General features: G+C 38.6%; 21 protein-coding genes. All 21 read left to right on the top strand.

All coding sequences use genetic code 11. From position 1 onward, the window contains the following. On the top strand, positions 1-334 hold a 334-nt coding region (locus LS69_RS08535), incomplete at its 5' end, for an N-acetylmuramoyl-L-alanine amidase (protein WP_238699278.1). A gap of 45 nt (positions 335-379) precedes the next feature. Then, positions 380-646: a hypothetical protein gene (locus tag LS69_RS08530; RefSeq protein ID WP_138124085.1), complete on the top strand. Its 267-nt coding sequence runs from the start codon at positions 380-382 to the stop codon at positions 644-646. After that, entirely contained in the window at positions 643-861 is a 219-nt protein-coding gene (locus tag LS69_RS08525; RefSeq protein ID WP_138124083.1) for a hypothetical protein, read from the top strand. The genes LS69_RS08530 and LS69_RS08525 overlap by 4 nt, the downstream gene beginning before the upstream one ends. Before the next feature lie 406 nt (positions 862-1,267). Continuing rightward, on the top strand, positions 1,268-1,657 hold the full coding sequence (locus LS69_RS08520) for an NAD(P)H-quinone oxidoreductase subunit 3 (RefSeq protein WP_138124081.1): 390 nt from the start codon (positions 1,268-1,270) through the stop codon (positions 1,655-1,657). Beyond that, entirely contained in the window at positions 1,639-2,148 is a 510-nt protein-coding gene (locus tag LS69_RS08515) for an NADH-quinone oxidoreductase subunit B (RefSeq protein WP_138124079.1), read from the top strand. The genes LS69_RS08520 and LS69_RS08515 overlap by 19 nt, the downstream gene beginning before the upstream one ends. Positions 2,149-2,157: 9 nt before the next feature. Next, entirely contained in the window at positions 2,158-2,961 is an 804-nt protein-coding gene (locus LS69_RS08510; RefSeq protein ID WP_138124077.1) for an NADH-quinone oxidoreductase subunit C, read from the top strand. Position 2,962: 1 nt separating this feature from the next. Beyond that, the gene (nuoD, locus tag LS69_RS08505; RefSeq protein ID WP_138124075.1) at positions 2,963-4,192 is read left to right on the top strand and encodes an NADH dehydrogenase (quinone) subunit D; all 1,230 of its coding nucleotides are present in this window, start codon (positions 2,963-2,965) and stop codon (positions 4,190-4,192) included. After that, positions 4,189-4,434 carry an NADH-ubiquinone oxidoreductase subunit E family protein gene (locus LS69_RS08500; protein WP_138124073.1) on the top strand — a complete coding sequence of 82 codons (246 nt, stop codon included), beginning with the start codon at positions 4,189-4,191 and terminating at the stop codon, positions 4,432-4,434. The genes nuoD and LS69_RS08500 overlap by 4 nt, the downstream gene beginning before the upstream one ends. Then, positions 4,431-5,336: a hypothetical protein gene (locus LS69_RS08495; protein ID WP_138124071.1), complete on the top strand. Its 906-nt coding sequence runs from the start codon at positions 4,431-4,433 to the stop codon at positions 5,334-5,336. Before LS69_RS08500 ends, LS69_RS08495 begins: the two co-directional genes overlap by 4 nt. Beyond that, positions 5,336-7,813 (top strand): NADH-quinone oxidoreductase subunit G, encoded by a 2,478-nt coding sequence (locus LS69_RS08490; RefSeq protein WP_138124069.1) that lies wholly within the window; start codon positions 5,336-5,338, stop codon positions 7,811-7,813. Before LS69_RS08495 ends, LS69_RS08490 begins: the two co-directional genes overlap by 1 nt. Then, positions 7,810-8,805 (top strand): NADH-quinone oxidoreductase subunit NuoH, encoded by a 996-nt coding sequence (nuoH, locus tag LS69_RS08485; RefSeq protein ID WP_138124067.1) that lies wholly within the window; start codon positions 7,810-7,812, stop codon positions 8,803-8,805. The genes LS69_RS08490 and nuoH overlap by 4 nt, the downstream gene beginning before the upstream one ends. Next, positions 8,802-9,461, top strand: a complete 660-nt coding sequence (gene nuoI, locus LS69_RS08480) for an NADH-quinone oxidoreductase subunit NuoI (protein ID WP_138124065.1) — start codon at positions 8,802-8,804, stop codon at positions 9,459-9,461. The genes nuoH and nuoI overlap by 4 nt, the downstream gene beginning before the upstream one ends. Then, complete coding sequence (locus LS69_RS08475; protein WP_138124063.1) at positions 9,458-10,021, top strand: NADH-quinone oxidoreductase subunit J; 564 nt, start codon at positions 9,458-9,460, stop codon at positions 10,019-10,021. Before nuoI ends, LS69_RS08475 begins: the two co-directional genes overlap by 4 nt. After that, positions 10,008-10,310 (top strand): NADH-quinone oxidoreductase subunit NuoK, encoded by a 303-nt coding sequence (gene nuoK, locus LS69_RS08470; RefSeq protein WP_138124061.1) that lies wholly within the window; start codon positions 10,008-10,010, stop codon positions 10,308-10,310. Before LS69_RS08475 ends, nuoK begins: the two co-directional genes overlap by 14 nt. A 2-nt stretch (positions 10,311-10,312) precedes the next feature. Further along, on the top strand, positions 10,313-12,172 hold the full coding sequence (nuoL, locus tag LS69_RS08465) for an NADH-quinone oxidoreductase subunit L (RefSeq protein WP_138124059.1): 1,860 nt from the start codon (positions 10,313-10,315) through the stop codon (positions 12,170-12,172). After that, a complete protein-coding gene (locus LS69_RS08460; protein ID WP_138124057.1) occupies positions 12,157-13,809 on the top strand; it encodes an NADH-quinone oxidoreductase subunit M in 1,653 nt (550 codons plus the stop codon). Before nuoL ends, LS69_RS08460 begins: the two co-directional genes overlap by 16 nt. Then, positions 13,810-15,294: an NADH-quinone oxidoreductase subunit NuoN gene (gene nuoN, locus LS69_RS08455; RefSeq protein WP_138124055.1), complete on the top strand. Its 1,485-nt coding sequence runs from the start codon at positions 13,810-13,812 to the stop codon at positions 15,292-15,294. 335 nt (positions 15,295-15,629) lie between these two features. Continuing rightward, the gene (locus LS69_RS08450) at positions 15,630-17,219 is read left to right on the top strand and encodes a 4Fe-4S binding protein (protein ID WP_238699277.1); all 1,590 of its coding nucleotides are present in this window, start codon (positions 15,630-15,632) and stop codon (positions 17,217-17,219) included. Then, positions 17,209-17,811: a molecular chaperone TorD family protein gene (locus LS69_RS08445; RefSeq protein WP_138124053.1), complete on the top strand. Its 603-nt coding sequence runs from the start codon at positions 17,209-17,211 to the stop codon at positions 17,809-17,811. The genes LS69_RS08450 and LS69_RS08445 overlap by 11 nt, the downstream gene beginning before the upstream one ends. 100 nt (positions 17,812-17,911) lie before the next feature. Further along, complete coding sequence (locus LS69_RS08440) at positions 17,912-18,106, top strand: hypothetical protein (RefSeq protein WP_138124051.1); 195 nt, start codon at positions 17,912-17,914, stop codon at positions 18,104-18,106. Between the two features lie 13 nt (positions 18,107-18,119). After that, the gene (locus LS69_RS08435; RefSeq protein WP_138124049.1) at positions 18,120-20,951 is read left to right on the top strand and encodes a molybdopterin-dependent oxidoreductase; all 2,832 of its coding nucleotides are present in this window, start codon (positions 18,120-18,122) and stop codon (positions 20,949-20,951) included. Positions 20,952-20,957 lie beyond the last annotated feature (6 nt).

Below are 20,957 nucleotides of genomic sequence, written 5' to 3'. Positions count from 1 at the left end.
AAAAAGCACATTGGATACTTGGAGTAATCCAAATAATGCTAAAGTAGGCACACATTTTTTAATTGATAAAAATGGCACAATCTATCAATGTGCAAGTCTGCATAAATACACACAGCATGTAGGAGATATTAAAGTAAAAAACTTGGATATAAATAATGAAAATTATAAAAATAAAATATACAAAGGGGCTTCTAGTGTAGAAAAAGAGAAACAATATCCCAATAGATACCCTATAAACTCTGATAGCATAGGGATTGAAGTGGTAAGTGATTACAAAAATAATAAATTTGGGAAGAAGCAACAAGGGAGCAAAAAGAATCAGTTAAGATTTTAGTAGATTTTCTAAAAATGGAATATAATTTGACAATGAAGGATATTTATGAGCACGATAGAATTGTGTATAAGACAAGAGGTGAGGGTGCTGACTTGTATGATTATAATGAGTGATTTAGTGTTCGCAGATAATAATTTGCAAGAATGTATTAAGACGCATAAAGGTGATTATATTTTGCAGATACAAGACTTGCATAATATAAAAAATATTCACATCAACAAATCAAAGCTATTAAGTGAAAAATATTTTGGATTAGATGAGGCTTGTAAAAAATGGGAGTTTGACAACAGAACACTGAAAGATTTTTTTTGATTAGCAAGTCGTATGAATATGAGCAAGTTACATATCGCATTTTTGACCAAGTTCCTTGTATTATTAATGGCAAATTTACTTTGGATAATATGGATTATTCTTTTGAGATTCAAGCAGGAGGAAGTTTTGAAGTTTGGGATAGCAATGATAAGAAATTTTATTTTGGGTGTGGTAGTGAAACCAATCCGAAATGCGCTGATTTTTTGTTAAAATAAATACCATTTTACCAAAACAAATTATGCAATGGGAGTATAACCTTGATTAAACTCACACAACAAGAGCTAGAGATTTGTTATATTTTAAGTAAAGTCTTTAATTTTTATACTGCTTATGGTGAAATATTGGGCGATATAAGGCAATAAGAATCTTAATTGGATTCCATAAGACGCGTAGAGATTCTTAAGTGTTTCTTTTTGTATCATTTGTATTGGATTAAGAAGCAAAAATAAACGAACGATAACTCTAAAAAGTAATATAAAATTTGACTTTTTAGGCTTTTTAAAAATGTTTCAATTCAAAACTTTATTGGCGAATCTTTTATCTTTTTTGGGATTCTCTTTTAAAATTTAAGAAAACTACGCTAAGATACACAGCAAAGTTTTCTGTTTTTAAGGATTTTAAGTGTCTCATTTAGATGTTTCTCACCCTTATTTTGGCGTATTTGTAATTTTTATTTTTACCTTTGGGGCATTTTTGGCTACGACATTTCTTTCGAGATTTGTTGGACGCAAATTAGCAAACAAAAACACACAAAAGCTTAAATTAGCCCCTTATGAATGCGGTTTGGCTCCCACTAAACAGCCCAATAGAATTTCATCGCAGTTTTATATTATGGCGTTGTTATTCATTCTTTTTGATGTGGAAATCATTTTTATGTTTCCTTGGGCGGTAGATTTTAAAGTGCTTGGTGCTTTTGGCTTTATTGAAATGATTTTATTTGTATTATTACTTGTGATTGGATTCGTGTATGCGTGGAGAAAAGGAGCGTTACAATGGCAGAGCATGAAATAGATTATCTTAAAAGCGGTGGTTTGCCGATTGCTTTAACAAGCGTGGATAAATTGCTAAATTGGGGGCGTAGTAACTCACTTTGGGCAATGACTTATGGATTGGCTTGTTGTGCGATTGAGATGATGGCAACAGGGGCAAGTCGTTATGATTTTGATAGATTTGGAACGATTTTTAGGGCAAGTCCAAGACAAAGTGATGTGATGATTATTGCCGGGACGGTTACGAAGAAACATGCACAATTCGTAAGACGACTTTATGATCAAATGCCAGAGCCTAAATGGGTGATTTCTATGGGAAGTTGCGCAAACACGGGCGGAATGTTTAACACTTATGCTACCGTGCAAGGTGTGGATAGAATCATACCTGTGGATATTTATTTGCCCGGATGTTCTCCGCGTCCAGAGACTTTGCAATACGCATTAATGGTGCTTCAGCAAAAGATTCGTAAGCAAAAAGCCAATCGTGTCCGAGCTCCTAAGCGTCTAGTATAAAGGCATAAAATGAGAGAATATAAACCTAAAAACAATGCACAAAAAGAAGTTTATTACAAAGACAGATTCTATACTGCTCCAAAAATTCCTAGAGAATCCATCACACAAGATACTGTTTATTGTGCAGATGTAGAGATACTAAGTAAGCAAGTGAAAATTGTGGAATCCTATATTGAGCGCGGAACTTTGGTGATATGGGTAGAAAAAAATTCCATTTATACTACGCTTTCCACTCTAAAAACTATTGGCTATGATGTTTTGAGTGAGTTGAGTGCGATAGATTATTTGGAGAAAAAGGGTGGATTTGAAATTTTTTATCAAATGCTTTCAATGAGTAGAGCAAAACGCTTACGCGTTAAGACTTTTTTAAGAAAAGGCGAGAAAATAGAATCCGTAACAGGTATTTTTCGCAGTGCAGATTGGAGTGAGCGCGAAATGTATGATATGTTTGGGATTTTGCCTTTAGGACACCCTTATCCTAAACGCATTTTGATGCCAGATGATTGGGTAGGACACCCCTTGCTTAAAAGCTATCCATTGCAAGGAGATGAAGCGGCGCAATGGTATGAAGTGGATACGATATTTGGAAAAGAGAATCGTGAAGTCATTGGTGCAGAGCAAAGAGATTCCGCGCGAATTGACCGCTACGATTCTACGCGATTCTCTCATTTGGGCTATGAAGTAGGGTATGGACAAAAGATAGAAGAAGGCGCGGAAAAGCCACAACCCATTGCCTACCAAGAAGAAGATGGAGTGTTGTTTGTAACCAAGCTAAAACCAGAAAACTCCAAAGAGCTTAAAGAGAGGAAATAGTATGCAGCAACCCAATAAACTGATGCCATTTTATGAAAATATTGCATTTGACCGCATTAGCGATAATGCAATGGTGGTGAATTTTGGTCCTCAACACCCAAGTGCGCATGGACAATTACGATTGATTTTAGAGCTGGAGGGCGAAAAAGTCATCAAAGCCACGCCTGATGTGGGTTATCTCCATCGTGGAATGGAAAAAATGGCAGAAAATATGATTTATAATGAATTTTTGCCGACAACGGATAGAATGGATTATATTGCTGCAAGTTCCAATAACTACGCATTTGCCTTAAGTGTGGAAAAGCTATTAGGAATAGAAGTTCCGCGCAGGGCGAAAGTCATTCGGACAATGCTTTTGGAGCTAAATCGGATTATTTCCCATCTTTTTTGGTTGGCTACACACGCACTTGATGTTGGGGCGATGAGCATTTTTTTGTATTGCTTTAGGGAGCGTGAATTTGGAATTGATTTGATTGAAGATTATTGTGGGGCGCGATTGACACATTCAAGTGTTCGTATCGGGGGAGTTCCTTTGGATTTGCCACAAGGTTGGATAGAGAAGCTTAAAGCATACTTGGAATTATTGCCAAGTCAGATTAAGCTTTATGAGGGAATCCTAAGTGAAAACAGAATCTGGCGAATGCGTTTAGAAAATGTCGGCGTAGTCAGTGCAGAAATGGCAAAAAGTTGGGGATTAAGCGGGGTTTTGTTGAGGGGAAGTGGAATCGCATGGGATATTCGCAAAGAAGAACCTTATGAAATGTATGATGAATTAGAGTTTGATGTGCCCGTGGGAGAGAGTAACGATAGCTATGGACGCTACTTGCTTTATATGGAGGAAATGCGTCAAAGTATCCGTTTGCTTTATCAACTAATAGAGAAATATCAACAAACAGATTCTTTGATTATGTGTGAAGATACGCGCTATTTTTCTGCGCCAAAAGAACAGATTATGACGCAAAATTATTCCTTAATGCAACATTTTGTTTTGGTTACACAAGGTATGCGACCACCTGTTGGCGAAGTATATGTACCAACGGAATCCCCAAAGGGTGAATTGGGGTTTTTTATCCGCTCTGAGGGAGAACCTTATCCTTATCGCGTGAAAATGCGGACGCCAAGCTTTTTTCATACAGGAGTTTTGCAGGATTTACTGCCCGGGCATTATTTAGCCGATGTTGTAACAATTATTGGGAATACAAATATCGTGTTTGGGGAGATTGACCGATGAGACGCTTTGATTTGCGACATTTAAAAAATGATTTTTGCTCTCGTTTGCAAGTGATTTTGAATCAAGAATTGGAAGTCGGAGAAGTAGGGATTTTTTTGTTTGAAGTGCAGGATTTTAACAATGTCCAAAAGAGTGCGGATTTGGTGAAAGAGAGCGGAAACACTCTTTTAAATTCTTTGCGATTCAATGAAGTGGATTGGACAATTGTAGTAAGAAAAGAAGCCACAAAGGCTATTTTATGAGTGCTTTGGTGGAATCTTTTTTGGCAAATGGCGGGAAAGCGCACTTTATGGAATTGCTAAAACCTGATGCGTTAAAGGAAACAAACCTTTTGCTTATAGGTGGATTTATCAGGGATTTCGCTTCTGTCTTATTGCAAAAAGGAATAGATTTAAATGCTTTGGAATCCAAAAATGATTCCAAAGATTCTGTGGATTCTGTCCAAGCATTTTTATTGCACCCTTTGCATTTTAATCCTTACCCCAATCTATCGCATTTCCTCTATGAAGTGGGTTGTGAGGAGGCAGTAGTCGCACTTCTTGCAAGTATATTTTATCCTATTTGTGAGGAAAATTTGGAGTTAAAAACATTTGTGCGGTCTTTGGATATAGGGAATCTTGCTTCAGAATGCAATCTATCAGAGGAAGAGTTGGAGAAAATTGCGCAAAGTTTTGTGGAGCGCAAAAGCGTGATTATTTTTGGAAATGATTTGAATGCACACAAACGAGTAGGTAATATCGGGAAAATCTTGGCTCTTTTGAGTCAAGCCGCGCGACAAATAGAAATCGTGTTTTTGGATTCTGCTCCTAGAAATAATATAAAATCTCAAGCCAAGCCTATAGAATCATTAGAGGAACTAGAATCTTACGATGGATTGGTGGCTTATTTGCAGCTAAAATCAGTTGCAGAACCGATTTTGGAAGTTTCTAAGCAATTCTGCCAAGTAGGTAAAATCCAAGAAGATACTATGGTAAAAATTCAGTTAGAATCCCAAAAAGAAATGAAAGCAAAGCTATACAACAAAAGCGACTTAAAGGGTATGGTAGGGATTTTGTGGATTCCACAAACTTTTGCATTAAGCGAAAAATGGGATTTAAAAGGTGAATTTTGCTATCAAAAAGTCAAAATAAGCAAGGTGGCATAATGGAAAAAATAAAAATAACAATCAATGATTGTGAGATTCTGTGCGAAGAGGGCGAGAGTATTCTCAATGTTGCGCGTGCTAATGAAGTGTTTATCCCAGCAATTTGCTATCTCTCTTGTGCGTCGCCAACTCTCGCTTGTAAAATGTGTATGGTAGAAGCCGATGGCAAACGCGTTTATGCCTGTAATGCAAAAGTGAAAGAGGGTATGCAGGTTTTGGTGAATACTCCAGAAATAGAGGAAGAACGCAAAGCAATTATGCAAACTTATGTTGTCAATCACCCCTTGCAATGCGGTGTGTGCGATAAAAGCGGTGAATGTGAATTGCAAAATTATACCCATTATGTGGGCGTAGATGAGCAAAATTTCGCAATGAAAGATGATGCAAAAAGTTTTGGTGTGTGGGGACAAGCGGTTTATGACCCGAATCTTTGCATTGTATGCGAACGATGTGTAACGCTTTGTAAGGACAAAATCGGCAAAGCGCACATTAAGGCTCAAAAGCGCACAGGAGATATGCCATCTGCGGAATACAAAGAGAGTATGCCAAAAGATGCTTATGGGGTTTGGATGAAATCCAAAAAATCCCTCATTGGTTTAAATGGCGTAGAATCCGAAGCTTGTGGGGATTGTAGTGAATGCGTGAGTGTGTGTCCTGTGGGTGCTTTGGGTGCTAAGCATTTCCAATACCGCTCCAATGCGTGGGAGCTAGAGAAGATTCCTAGCACTTGTGTGCATTGTGGAAATGGTTGTGCAATCACTTATGAAGTGAAGCAAAAAGGAATCGGGGGAGAAGAGAGGGAAGTTTATCGTGTTAGCAGTGATTGGAATTTCTCTACTTTGTGTCCTGCAGGAAGAATGGCGTTTGATGTTAATAACCAACAAGTCCGAAAAGACAAAGAAGCATTTAATGCAAGTATCGCGGCTTTCAAAGAAGCGCAAACGATTCGTTTCGCGGGGAATATCAGCAATGAAGAAGCTCTAATTTTGCAACGCTTAAAAGAGAGATTCGGCTATCAATTAGTGTGTGAAGAAGTCTATCTCTTTCAGACTTTCTTAGATTCTTATCTTGCCGTTAGCGGTTCGTTGGGCAATGCAAGTCAAAAGGATATTACGCAAAGCACTTTTGTGATGTGTTTTGGGGGGGCATTAAGTTATGATATGCCTGTTATTACGCACAGCATTAATAACGCAATGAAGCAAAACAAGGGTGCGAATCTCGCATATTTCCACACAATGCAAGATAAAGTTGCAAATGCCTTTGTGAAATCTCCTATTAATGGAATCTATAAGCCTGATACAGAAGAGGTGTTAGCTTTGTTGCTTGCGAGTGTTTGCATTGCGCGAGAACAAATGCCGCTTTCTTTGAAAACACAGATTGAACGCTATGAGCGCACAGAAAAACAGACGATCCTAAAGGAACTTAAGAAAAAGGTTAAAGTCAAAGAGTTAGACGCGCAAGGTAATGTAGTTTTGGACGAGCAAGGCAATGAGAAGTTTGTAGAAAAAGAAGAAGTAGAAAAAATTGAAGAAGAGGTTGAAGTTGTAACTAGCGCATTGTATTCTTATTGTGGCGATTCTATGAGGGATTCCATAGAGGCTACAAAAAATGCTTTAGCGGGTGCTAGAAGCCCGATTTTGATTGTTGGATTTGATGTGTATCGTGCGAAAAATGCTAAGAATATCGCAAAGATTCTAGCGGCTATTGAGGAATGTAGCGGAGTTAAGATTCTATTGCTTCCACCTAGCACAAATGCTTTAGGAATCGCATTGATTTGTGAGCTAAGCAAACAAGGCACAGGATATAGTGTCGGCTATAATGCGCAAGGGAATTACATAATTGGCGTGGGTGCAGAGAATGCGCTCCAAATGCCTTATCTAAATGAACAAGAGGGGACTTTTGTCAATGTAGATAAGCGTGTAGTTCCTTTTGCTCCCGCAACGCCTTATAGAGGATATGAGCTAAATGATATTGCTAAAATCTTAGGTTTAGAACTTGAAAATACGATTGACTATACGGCGGAATTGCCCATAGAAAAAGGCTTTAAAAGCGTGGAATATGATGATTTACAATTTGGATTCTTAAACGATGGTTCTGAAATTCGCGGATATTTGCTTGGAGTGCATTTCCCAAAAGAATCTACCGAATTCGCTCCGGTGGAATTGGAAGAATTGAAATCCTACAATCTTTATGCGCGTAATCCAGTGGCACATTTTTCAAAAAGCACTTTGCAGTCGGCTTATTTGGACTCCCAAAATGGTTTGCAGTGCAGTGAAGAATATGCCAAAAAGTTAGGAATTCAATTTGGCGATAGAGTGGAAGTGTGCTTTGAAAATGGAGAAACAATAGGAGCGGTCGCAATCCTTGATAAAGGAATGGAAGGTGAATTTGCAGCACTTGGCATATGCGCGTTTGAAGAATCCAAACTTTTCCCTAAAACGCGTTATGCAAATGTTGCCCTAAAGGTTTTGTCATGAATTATTTTATTGAAACATTGATTAAGATTCTGCTTGTAGTATTGATTTTTTCGGCATTAGCGGGATTTACAACTTATGTAGAGCGCAAAATTCTAGCATTTTTTCAACGCAGATTAGGTCCTACGATTGTAGGTCCTTTTGGCGTTTTGCAGATTTTAGCGGACGGAATCAAGCTTTTTACAAAAGAAGATATTGTGCCAAGTGGAGCGAATCGCATTATTTTTAGAATCGCGCCAACCATTACGGCGGCGACTGCTTTTATCGCAATGGCTCCAATTCCGTTTTTCCCTGAATTTGAAATTTTTGGTTATACCATTACTCCTATTATTTCAGATATTAATATTGGGATTTTGTTTGTGTTGGGGGTTGGGGCGGCTGGTTTGTATGGTCCTTTGCTTGGAGGCATTAGCGCAAATAGCAAATGGTCTTTACTAGGTGCGGCAAGGACGGCAGTGCAGTTGCTTAGCTTTGAAGTTGTTTCGGGCTTATCTCTTCTTGCTCCTTTAATGCTTGTAGGTTCTTTGTCATTGATTGATATTAACAATTACCAAAGCGGAGACATTACGGATTGGCTAGTGTTTTCGCAACCTCTCGCCTTTGTGTTGTTTTTGTTTGCAGGATATGCAGAGCTAAACAGAACACCTTTTGACTTGCTAGAACACGAAGCGGAAATCGTTTCTGGATATGCGACAGAATACGCGGGAATGCGTTGGGGAATGTTTTTTATTGGGGAATACGCAAGTATGATTTCCCTCTCTTTTGTGGTGTCGTTGATTTTCTTAGGAGGATTTAATTCGCTTTGGTTTATTCCCGGTGGAATCGCGATTCTTCTTAAGGTAAGCTTCTTGATTTTCTTGTTTATGTGGGCGAGGGCGGCTTATCCTCATGTGCGTCCTGACCAACTAATGGGGCTTTGCTGGAGAGTGTTATTCCCTCTTGCGCTTTTGAATGTTTTTGTTACAGGGCTTGTTTGTTTAGGAGGTGGAAATTGAGCAAATATATTAAAATTGTTGAATCAACGCCCTCACTAAGTGTCGCCCAAAAGTTTGTGAGATTTTGGAATCGCGCTTTAAAGGGCGAGTTATTTGTCGGTTTATGGCTAGTATTTAAAGAGTTTTATAAAGCGCAAATTCACACCGTGCAATATCCTCAAGAAAAGCTACCTTTAAGCCCTCGTTATCGTGCAGTGCATGAGCTAAAGCGGTTGCTTGAAAGCGGAAATGAACGATGTATTGGTTGCGGATTGTGCGAGAAAATTTGTGTAGCAAATTGTATTCGTATGGAAACAGGATATGGGGAAGATAAACGCAAAAAAGTCTTTGAATATAGTATTAATTTTGGGCGATGTATTTATTGCGGATTGTGCGCGGAGGTTTGCCCGGAACTTGCTATCGTGCATGGCAAAAGATATGAAAATGCAAGTGAGCAAAGGGCGTCTTTTGCGTTAAAAAATGATATGCTCACTCCTATTGATAGGGTTTTGGGTGGACAAGATTTAGAGTTTAGCGGCGTTGGAAGTGTGAGCATAGACGCGGATAGTCGCATTAAAGCAACGCCATTGAAGTATTTGGAAGATTCTGCAAAAGATGAGAATGCAGAAGTGGTCAAAGAATCCACAAAAGAAGCAAAACAAAAGGAGGAAGCATGATTGAAGCTATTGCATTTTATTTGTTTTGTGCATTGACATTAGCGATGTTTTTAATCGTCGTTACAACTAACAATATCCTTTATGCCTTGAGTGCATTAGCTGCAGGAATGATTTTCGTCTCTGCTTTTTTCTTTTTACTTGGAGCGGAGTTTTTGGGAGTTGTGCAGATTGTAGTTTATACAGGAGCGGTGATTGCGCTTTATGCCTTTGCAATGATGTTTTTTGATACGCAAAAGCTGCAAAACGAAAGAATCTCGAATCCCAAAACCTTATTTACTTTAAGTAGTTTGGGAGCATTGTTGTTGGTGATTATTGTTGTTTCTCCTGTGGTTGCAGAGAATCTTTCAAGCTTAGACGCGACGATTCCTATAAAAGAGGGCATTGGCAATGTGCAGATGATAGGATATGTGCTTTTTACTAAGTTTTTGATTCCTTTTGAGATTGCGGCGATTATGTTGCTTGTGGCGATGATTGCAGGAATCGTATTGGCGGGTAAGGGTATGCGTTATTCTCTAACCCTTAATGAAAGTCCAACAGGAGAACAAAATGATAACGCTTAACCATTATTTGATTCTATCGAGCCTTATGTTTGTAATTGGCGTCTTTGGAATGCTTAGACGCAAAAATCTATTGATGTTATTTTTTTCAACAGAGATCGTATTAAGCGCAGTTAATGTGGGCTTTGTCGCTGTTGGAAGTTATCTTGGGGATTTAAATGGGCAAATGTTTGCGTTTTTTATCCTCGCAGTTGCGGCAAGTGAAGTGGCTATTGGAGTGGGTTTGTTGATTGCTTGGTATAAAAAATACCATACATTAGATTTAGATAAACTACAAATTATGGAAGGCTAAGTATGGAAGCGATTTTATATACCGCATTATTTGCGCCATTAGTGGGTTCGTTGTTTGGGATTCCATTTGCTTCAAAACAGAAATTTATCGGGGTTGGAATCTTTGCTTCTTTAATGCTGGGTTGCTCCTTTTTGGCTTCTTTGCTGCTATTTGTTCATACGGCGCAAGGTGGCGTTGTCAAAGTTGTGTTGATGGATTGGATTGGGGCTGGAGGGCTTTACATTCCTTTTGGGTTTTTGGTAGATAGTGTGAGCGCGACAATGATAGTCGTTGTAACGCTTGTTTCTTTGTGTGTGCATATTTATTCTATCGGCTATATGAGCCATGATAAAAGCTTTAATAGATTTTTTGTCTATCTTAGTGCTTTTGTGTTTTCTATGCTGATTTTGGTGATGAGTGATAATTTTGCAGGATTATTTATTGGCTGGGAAGGTGTGGGGCTTTGCTCTTGGATGTTGATTGGATTTTGGTATGAGCGCGATTCCGCTTCTTTTGCAGCAAATGAAGCTTTTATAATGAATAGAATCGCAGATCTTGGAATGTTACTTGGAATCTTTTTGATTTATTGGGCGTTTGGCACATTGAATTATGAGGAAGTTTTAAGTAGCGTTTATGAAGCTCCCAAAGAAGTGTTAATTCTTGCTGGAATCCTACTCTTTGTAGGTGCAATGGGCAAAAGTGCGCAATTTCCTTTGCATACTTGGCTTGCTGATGCGATGGAAGGTCCCACACCTGTTTCTGCGCTAATCCACGCCGCTACAATGGTAACGGCTGGGGTTTATTTAGTGATTCGTGCAAATCCGCTTTATGCAATGATTCCTGAAATTGGATTCTTGATTGCAAGTCTTGGAGCTTTTGTTGCGCTTTTTGCAGCAACAATGGCGTTAGTGAATAAAGACTTAAAACGCATTATCGCCTACTCTACACTTTCGCAACTAGGTTATATGTTTGTTGCTGCGGGATTAGAAGCTTATTGGATTGCGCTTTTTCACTTGGCGACACACGCATTCTTTAAATCCTTGCTCTTTTTAGGTGCAGGGAATGTAATGCACGCAATGCACGATAAGTTGGATATTTCCAAAATGGGCGCACTCTACAAGCCGCTTAAATTCACTGCTATTTTGATGATTTTAGCTTCTATTGCATTGGCGGGAATTTATCCGTTTTCTGGATTCTTTTCTAAAGACAAAATTTTAGAAGCGGCATTTGGCTCTGGGGCGTATGTTTTGTGGGGAGCATTGTTGTTAGGAGCATTTTTAACCGCATTTTATAGCTTTAGATTGATTATGCTTGTATTTTTTGGTGAGAAAAAACACGAGGAATCCCACCCGCACGAGGCTTATCCTTATATGCTTTATGCGATGTTACCTCTTGGAATTTTGGCGGTATTTGCGGGATTTTTTGAACCGAATTTCCATCATTTTGTCATGCAGACTTTGCCTGATTTTAGTGCAAATTTGGAATCCCAAACGATTTGGAATCTGATTTTCCTTACCTCTTTTGTCGCATTATGTGGGATTGCGTTTGCGGTTGTCAAATACAAAAAAGGAGGTTTCTCTCCAAAATGGCAACAGACTTTTATCTATAAGCTGCTAAGTCATCAATATTATATCCCCGCATTTTATGATAAGCTTTTTATACAAAACTATATCAAGCTTTCTAAAATTGCTTGGCGTGGCGATAAATGTGTGATAGATTTTGTGGTTGATAGCATTGCGAGATTTTTAAATAGTGGTGGAGAAAGTATGCAATGGATTCAGGGCGGAAATCTCTCTAAAATGTTAAAAATAATGTTTTTTGGCGTGGTAGTCTTGTTGCTACTTGCATTTATTTATATGGAGGGCGCATGGATTATCTTCTAACTTTGCTTATCTTTTTTCCGCTAGTTGGAGCAATTTTAGCAATTGGGATTAAAGAGAATCTCAAAGCTTACGCGGTGGTTATTAGTTTGATTGAATTAGGCTTGGCATTGCTTTTGTGGGATAGTTTTGATAAGAGTGCGGAAGGGTTTCAATTTGTAACCTCACTCCCGTTAGTGATGAATTTTGGCATTAGTTATCTTGTGGGCGTAGATGGAATCTCCCTCTTTTTGATTGTGTTGAGTGCTTTTATTAGTTTTATTGGATTTATCTATTTAAACGAGCAACAAGAAACCAAAAAACTCATTATTTCGCTTTTATGTCTTGAAAGCATTATGATTGGTGTATTTTGCGCCTTAGATATGATTTTGTTTTATATTTTTTGGGAGCTTTCTTTAGTGCCGATGCTTTATATTATTGGTGCATGGGGAAGTGGCAGCAGAATCTATGCGGCAGTTAAATTTTTCTTATACACCTTTTTGGGCTCTATGATTATGCTCATCGGGATTCTTTTTCTGGCTTATTATTATTTTAGCGTCAGTGGCGTTTGGACATTTTCTTTGTTAGAATGGTATAGCTTAAGTGTGATTCCAAAAGATTTACAAATGTGGCTATTTGTCGCGTTTTTCTGTGGATTGGCAGTGAAAGTGCCAATGTTTCCTTTTCATACTTGGTTGCCTTATGCGCATGGACAAGCACCTACAATTGGTTCGATTATCCTTGCTGCTGTGCTTTTGAAAATGGGAACTTATGGCTTTGTTCGCTTTTCTTTGCCGCTTTTTCCCGATGCGAGTGTGGCATTGTTAATGCCTGTTGCGATTCTTTCTTTGATAATGATTATCTATGGAGCAATGGTTGCGTTTGCGCAAGAAGATATGAAACAAGTCGTAGCATATAGCTCTATCTCGCATATGGGTGTGATTATGATTGGAATCTTCGCGCTTAATGTAGAGGGAATCTCCGGCTCGGTATTTTTTATGTTAAGTCATGGGATTATCAGTGGTGCGCTCTTTATGCTTGTAGGAATGATTTATGAACGACGGCATACGAAAATCATTGCAGAATTTGGTGGAATCGCAAAAGTAATGCCAAACTATGCGGCTATTTTCGGGATTATGATGATGGCTTCTGCGGGACTACCTTTGACAATGGGATTCGTTGGAGAGTTTTTATCTTTGCTCGGATTTTTCCAAGTTTCTCCGATTCTCACAGGAATCGCTGGAATCAGCATTATTGTAGGTGCGATTTATATGCTTAATCTTTACCGCAAAACTTTCTATGGTAGGGTTTTGAATGAAGAGAATCTTAAGTTGCAGGATTTAGATAAGCGCGAATGGAGTGCCTTGATTCCATTGGTCGCAATTGTGATTTGGCTTGGTGTTTATCCTAAGCCAATTCTTGCTCCTATTAATAAGGGGGTTGAGGGTGTGCTTTCTATAATGGCTTCTCGTGCAATTACTCCGGAGACCCAAAGTTTCTTAGGTGTAGATTTGCTATTGGATTCTGCACAGGAAAATACTTCAAATGCAGAAAGTTTAGAGATTTTAGAAGATATTAAAATCTTAGAAGAAGCTCTAAAAATGCAAGAGGGAGAAAACAATGCCACAACGCAAGAATCCTTGCAAGAGGAGGGAAGATAGATGTTAGAAGTTTTTAGTGTTTCATTGGAGAGTTTGAATCTCTTTAGTATCTTCCCTATGCTGATTGCTATTGTTGGGGGGCTTTTAATTTTGGTTGTAGATATGTGCTTAAATAGCGCAAACAAGCAGCTTTATACAATGTTGGCAATCTTGTTTTTGGGCTTGGATTTGGGTTATATTATGTGCTTTGGAATCAGTGGTGAGCAGAGGGCATTTTTTGATTTGATACTAATTGATGGAATCGCACTTTTAGGGCAAGTGATTCTTCTGATTGCGGCAATTTTGTTTGTGCCTTTGACTTTAAGTTACAATAGATTCCACGAATTTTCTTATCCTGAATACTATGCGCTTTTCTTGTTTATGTGTGCGGGATTCCAATTTATGGTGAGCAGCGATCATCTTATTGTGATTTTTCTAGGGCTAGAAACTGCTTCTCTCGCGCTTTATACTTTGATTGCAATGCACAATAGAGCGACTGCCTTTGAAGCGGCAATTAAATACTTTACAATGGGTTCTTTATCGGCAGGTTGCTTTGCTTTTGGCTCCATGTTGCTTTATGCTGCAAGTGGGTATTTGGATATAGAGGGGATTAGGGCGGTTTTAGAAGTGAAAAATTATCAGCCTTCTTTGGTGCTTGGAGGCGTTGTTTTCTTTATTGCCGCGATTGGATTCAAAGCTTCTTTGGTGCCATTTCATACTTGGACGCCTGATGTTTATGAGGGTTCTAACTCATTTTTGGCAGGTTTTATGTCTATCGTGCCAAAAATCGCTGCATTAGTTGTGGCGATTAGAATCTTTGGAATTTTTATGGATATTGTTTGGGTTCATAATGTTTTCTATTTCTTGATTGTCCTTACAATGACGCTTCCAAATCTCGTGGCACTTGTGCAAAAAGATGTAAAGAGAATGTTAGCTTATAGTTCTATTTCTCATGCTGGTTTTGCATTTAGTGCGATATTGATTGGTGGAATACAAGCTTATAATGCCTTGTTTTTGTATTGGATTTTATTTCTTTTTACGAATCTTGGAATCTTCTCTATGTTATGGATTTCACGCACTAAGGAGCAGATTTGGGATAAACGCTACGATCATTCCTATGAAAAGTTTTCAGGATTGATTCGCTTATGTCCTCTAGCAGCGGTGATTATGGGATTGTTTATGCTTTCTTTGGCAGGGATTCCGCCTTTTTCTGTTTTTTGGGGTAAAGTTTATTTAATGAGTGCGGCTATCAACAATGGTTATTTATTTTTGGCATTTGTAATGGCGATTAATAGCGCGATTGCGGCATATTATTACTTAAAGCTTATTGTGTATATGTTCTTAAAAGACCCTCTCATTAGTGATGGAAGCATTTATGTGCAAAACGCAACTTTACCATTAAAGATTGTTGTGGGGATTGCAACGCTTTATGTATGTTTTTCGGCGTTTGCTGTTGATGGCTTATTGTCCGGAATCTACGAATTAGTAGGCAGTAGCTTTATGTAGTCTTGAATAAAGCTTCCCTGAAAGCTTCATAATGGCGACAAAACTTGGTGCGTCATTATGAAGGATAGTTTATACTTCACGATTAAATATTTCTTAAATAGCATCATGGAATTATTTTATTTTCGCAGATAAAATTTGTTGTAGAATCTATGGTTGAATTATAAAATATGATTATAATTATTTTGTAGAATCTCTCACGATTTCGCTGTTTATATAAAAATTTATATAGCGTCAAATGTTAAAAAAATCTTGACTTTTTAGCGCGAAGTGAATAAAATGCCACTTCAAGAGTGAATAGTGTATTCAAAGACAAAAATATTATCAAGGATTATCTATTGAATACCATTAATGCTGTGAAAACTTTACCACTTGGCAGTTTGCTTTTAGATAAACAAGACAAAAACTATCATAACAAATTAGAAATACTGAATAAGATTCAAGAAATTGCAGATGATTTTGTGTTAGAAGAAAATAAATCTGTGGATATTGGGACGAAACTCGCGGTGATTTTTACTAAAGAATCGCAAGATGGGATTCCTCGAATCGTCTCTGATTTCGCGAAATTAGCTCAAGATTCCTTTGAAGTTGTAATGCTAGATTGGGAATCTCTAACAAGCTTTAGTGGGCGTTTTGGCGAATTTATCGCGAAATTAAATAACGAAGAAGTGCTGGAGTTTGCACAAGCGGTATTATTTGTTGAAGAAGAAGATTTAGTGCGTTTTAGGGGAGTATATAATATTGCAGATTTCAAAAGCCCTGAAATGCTTTTAGAAAAACTAAAAACTAATAAAGGTCTTTATTCATACAAAGAAATGATTGGCTATCAAGAAAATGCTTGTCAATACCACCATAGACGCGAGAAACATTGCACGAGATGTGTAAATGTATGTCCGACTTTTGGCGTGGGCAATAACGATAGCCTAATGGAATTGGTGTTTTCTCCTATTGATTGTATCGCCTGTGGTGCGTGTGTGGGAGTGTGTCCTACGAATTGTTTGGAATACCAAGAATTGCCCAAAGAGGGTTTGGGGGAAATGATAGGATTGCTTAGAGGGCAAAAAGTCTTTTTGTGCAATGTAAAAGATTATGCGTCTTTGGTTTCACAAAATCAAGTCTTGCCCGATGATTTCTTGCCTTTTGTTTTGCCAAGCCTTTTAATGCTAAATGAAAATGATTTGCTAAGCATTGTGCAGACAAGCGGATATGCACTTGCGGTTTATATGCCATATTTAAGCGCACCAATGGAGTTTTTAAACCATATCACGCAACAAATTTATAAACAAGATTCCGTTTTTTTAATTCAAGCAATGGAATCTTTAGCGCAAATCTCTTCGCACTTGCCACAAATGGAATCTTATCTCTATCAAAATCGTTACAATAAGCCTTATAGAGAATCTTTTGCGCAACGATTGCAATATATGATAAAAGATGAAGATTATGGATTGGCAAAAAGTGTGCCTCCAACGCAGAATCGTAAAGAATCGGTGTTTTATGGTGCGCTTGAAGTAGATACGCAAAAATGCACTCTTTGCCTTTCTTGTGTGGGTGCTTGTAATGTGAATGCGCTTTTTGCGAGAAGCGATGATTTTTCGTTGCGATTTAATGCAAGTCTTTGCACGACCTGTGGTTATTGTGTTTCATCTTGCCCCGAAAATGCTATGACGCTCCAAAAAGAGGGGATAAGGCTAAATCCTAAGACTTTTAGAAGTCAAGAATTGGCTAAAGATGAGCCTTTTAAATGTATAGAATGTGGCAAAGTCTTCAGCACTAAAAAATCCATTGACAAAGTCCTATCTATGCTTGGAAGTGTTTTTGCCAATGATTCGCAAAAGCTAAGAACGATTCAATGTTGCCCTGATTGCAAAGTAAAGGTAATGTTTGGCGATAATAGAATCGCACAACAAGGAAGCGCAAATGCTAGATAAACTAAGCGTTCAAGAAAGACAAAATTTACAACAAGCTCGGATTTTGTATTATGATTTTTTCAATGGTTTGTTGGTCTTTGAAATACTAGACGAACGCGCTAAAATCGCACAAAAACAGCTAGAGATTCTACTCAATGCGCCGCTCAATGAAGAGGCAGAAGGAAGTATGTTACTATTAAAGCAAGAATTGCAAGATAATGGAATCCAAAATATCAAAGAAGAATTTTCTACGCTTTTTGCCTTGCCTTTTGGCGAAAAACAAGTCGGTATGCACCTTTCGCATTATTATGAAAACTGCATTGGTGCGGAATCGTTATTAAAAATCAGAAGTCTTCTGAAGCAAAGTGATGTGCGCGTAAATAGCGAAGTTTTCAAAGAAACAGAGGAACATTTGGGATTCCTTTGTGGTTTAATGCGCCATTTGCTAGAAGTAGATAATATGGACTTGGCAAAAGAAGTCTTTGAATTTTCTCACAAGGCTTTTTTGAGCTTAATAGAGGAAATAAAAGCGCGTAAAGATGCGAAGTTTTATCTAGCTGTTGCGTTGATTTTGGAATCTTTTATGAAGTTTGAAGCAGAGATTTATCAATGAGTTTAGAAAATAAAAATTGATAAGTTTGGATAATCCGACGAAGATTCTTGCTCAAGGTTCTTCGTGGGATTATCCCCAATCTTAAAGATAAGGAGTAAGCATGGAGAAAAGCAGGCGTGAATTTCTAAAAAACGCCACTAAAACTTCTGTGGTTATTGCAGGTGCAGGTGCGATGCTTGCAGGCTGTGGTAAAAAAGGGACAAGTGAGAATCTCGTTCGCGGTAAATCCCCAAAACAAGAGATTCTTTATCAAAAAACAAAACAATGGAATGAATATTATTCTGTTGCAAAATAAGGTGAGGTGAAAAATGAGCGAAACAATCAAAAGACGCAACACTAGACGCGCGTTTTTGAAAATGACCGCTCTTGGAAGTTTAGCAGGTGCAAGTATGGCTTTGGGAGATACCCAAAAAACTATGCGTCCTGCGACACAACAAGAGTTGAAAGAAAGGTATCCGCAATCCAAAAAAGTGAAAACTATTTGCACCCATTGTTCCGTAGGTTGTGGAGTGGTTGCAGAAGTGGTTGATGGTGTTTGGGTTCGTCAAGAAGTGGCACAAGACCACCCTATTTCACAAGGTGGGCATTGCTGCAAGGGAGCGGACTTGATTGATAGAGCAAGAAGCGAAACAAGATTGCGCTATCCATTAGAAAAACAAAATGGTAAATGGACAAGACTAAAATACGATGAAGCAATGGACAAAATTGTAGCCCAACTTAAACAGATTCGCGAAGAAAGTGGACCAGATGCAGTAATGTTTTTGGGCAGTGCGAAATGTTCTAATGAGCAAAGCTATTACATTAGAAAATTTGCTGCATTCTTTGGGACAAACAATATAGATCACTGCGCTCGCGTTTGACACTCTCCAACAGTTGCCGGTGTGGCAAATACATTTGGATATGGTGGTATGACGAATCACCTTGGCGATATGCAGTTCTCTAAATATATTTTAGTAATTGGTGCGAATCCTGCGGTAAATCACCCTGTTTCTATGGTGCATATTTTACGTGCAAAAGAAAAAGGCGCGAAACTCGTGTGCATTGATCCTAGATTTACAAAGACAGCAGCGAAATGCGATGAGTTCCACAGAATCCGAAGTGGGACAGATATTGCCTTTGCTTATGGGCTATTAAATCATATCATTGCAAAAAAACTCTACGATGAGAAATACTTAAAAGAGAGAGTTGATGGCTATGAAATGATTATGGAAGAAGCTAAGAAATTCACACCAGAAGTGGCAGCAGATGTTTGTGGAATCCCAGCAGATGAGATTCGCCATATTGCTGAAGAAATGGCGTCTGCAAAACCTGCAAGCTTGATTTGGAATCAAGGGTTAACCCAACATACCGTTGGCACAAGCAATACTAGAATTATGCCGATTTTGCAAATGTTCTTAGGTAATATTGGTAAAAATGGTGGAGGCGTGAATATCCTAAGAGGACACGATAATGTGCAAGGTGCTTCGGATATGACGAATCTCGCGGATTCTTTGCCCGGCTATTATGGATTAGGCGAACCAGCTTGGAGACATTTCTGCCGCCATTGGAAAGTAGATTATGATTGGATGGTTTCTCGTTTCAAAGACAAAGAAATGATGGGTAAAACCGGCTTTGCGCATTCTACTTGGAAGTTTGGTGTATTAGATGAAGAAAATGCTGAAAATAATGCGGGAACAAAGCTTCGCGCATTAGTGGTGATTGGTTCAGGTATGACAACGGTTTCTTTGCTTGATTTGCAACGCAAAGCAATGGACAAATTGGATTTGGTTGTGTTTGTAGACCCTTATGTGAATGATTTGGCAATCTATGGAGACAGAAAAGACAATCTATTCTGCTTACCTGCGGCTTCACAAATGGAAACAAGCGGAAGTGTAGCGGCAACAAATCGTAGCTATCAATGGCGTTCTAAAGTAATGGAGCCTCTCTTTGAATGTCGCCCTGATGAGGAGTTTTTGTTTGGATTGGCAGAAAGATTAGGATTCTTAGAAGAATATCAAAGAAGACTTTATGATATTGCTAAATCCAAAGGGAGAGATAAGTTTATATGGCCAGAAGATGCGACTGTGGAGCTTACTCAAAGTATCCGAAGTATTGGTTTGCAAGGTATGAGTCCAGAGAGACTTAAAGCACATCAAGAAAATTGGCATATGTTTGATAAGGTAACCCTAGAGGGGACAGGTCCATTTAAAGGGGATTACTATGGATTGCCTTGGCCTTGTTGGAGTGATAAACACCCCGGAACCCCTGTAATGTATAATGATAACATTCCAGTTATGCGCGGGGGTATGGGATTCCGTGTGAATTGGGGCGTTACTAATCCAAGTGGTGGCAGTATGCTAACTCCTAGAACATTGCCTGATGCGAAATTCACCGGCGGACACGCGCCTGTAAGTGCGGCAAATGCGGAATCTCTTGGCATTAAGCTCACAGAATCCGAAAAAGAAGCAATCGGCAATGTCAGCTTTGCGATGGGATTTGGAAATAATATCCTTGTAGAAAAGGCATTAGAGCAGGGGCTTTGTCCTTATGGTAATGGTAAAGCGCGTGCAAATGTTTGGAATTGGTATGATAAGATTCCATTACATCGTGAGCCTTTACATTCTGTGCGTGGGGATTTGGTAGATAAATATCCAAGTTTCCCTGATAAGAAAAACCATTTTAGGGCGAATATCAAATACAGAAGCCGACAAAAAGAGCTTGGCGAAAACAAAAATTGGGTTGATGAGTTCCCGGTTAATATGCTAAGCGGAAGACTTGTCGCTCATATGGGAACAGGTGCAGAAACTAGAAGCGCGAAATACTTGGCAGAGGTTGAAGGTGAAATGTTTGTAGAAATTCACCCCGATAAAGCTGCGGAGATGAATATTAAAAATGGTGATATGCTTTGGATTTATGGCACAATGGATACTAGAATCTTAGTTCCAGCAAAACTCTCTACAAGAGTGGATTATAATAGCGTTTGGTTGCCACAAAACTTCTCGGGAATGGATCAAGGAACATCAAGACTTGATATGTATCCTGAAGGCACAAAACCTTATGCGATTGGTGAATCTGCTTGTATGGTTGCAAGTTATGGATTTGATTACAACTCTGCTTGTCCAGAAACAAAATGCGGATTATGCCGCATTGAAAAAGCATAAGGAGTG

Origin of the sequence: Helicobacter sp. MIT 05-5294, assembly GCF_000765675.1 — a bacterium.
GTDB lineage: Bacteria > Campylobacterota > Campylobacteria > Campylobacterales > Helicobacteraceae > Helicobacter_D.
Note: the sequence above shows the minus strand (reverse complement) of the source record. Positions and strands in the feature narration are given on the sequence as shown.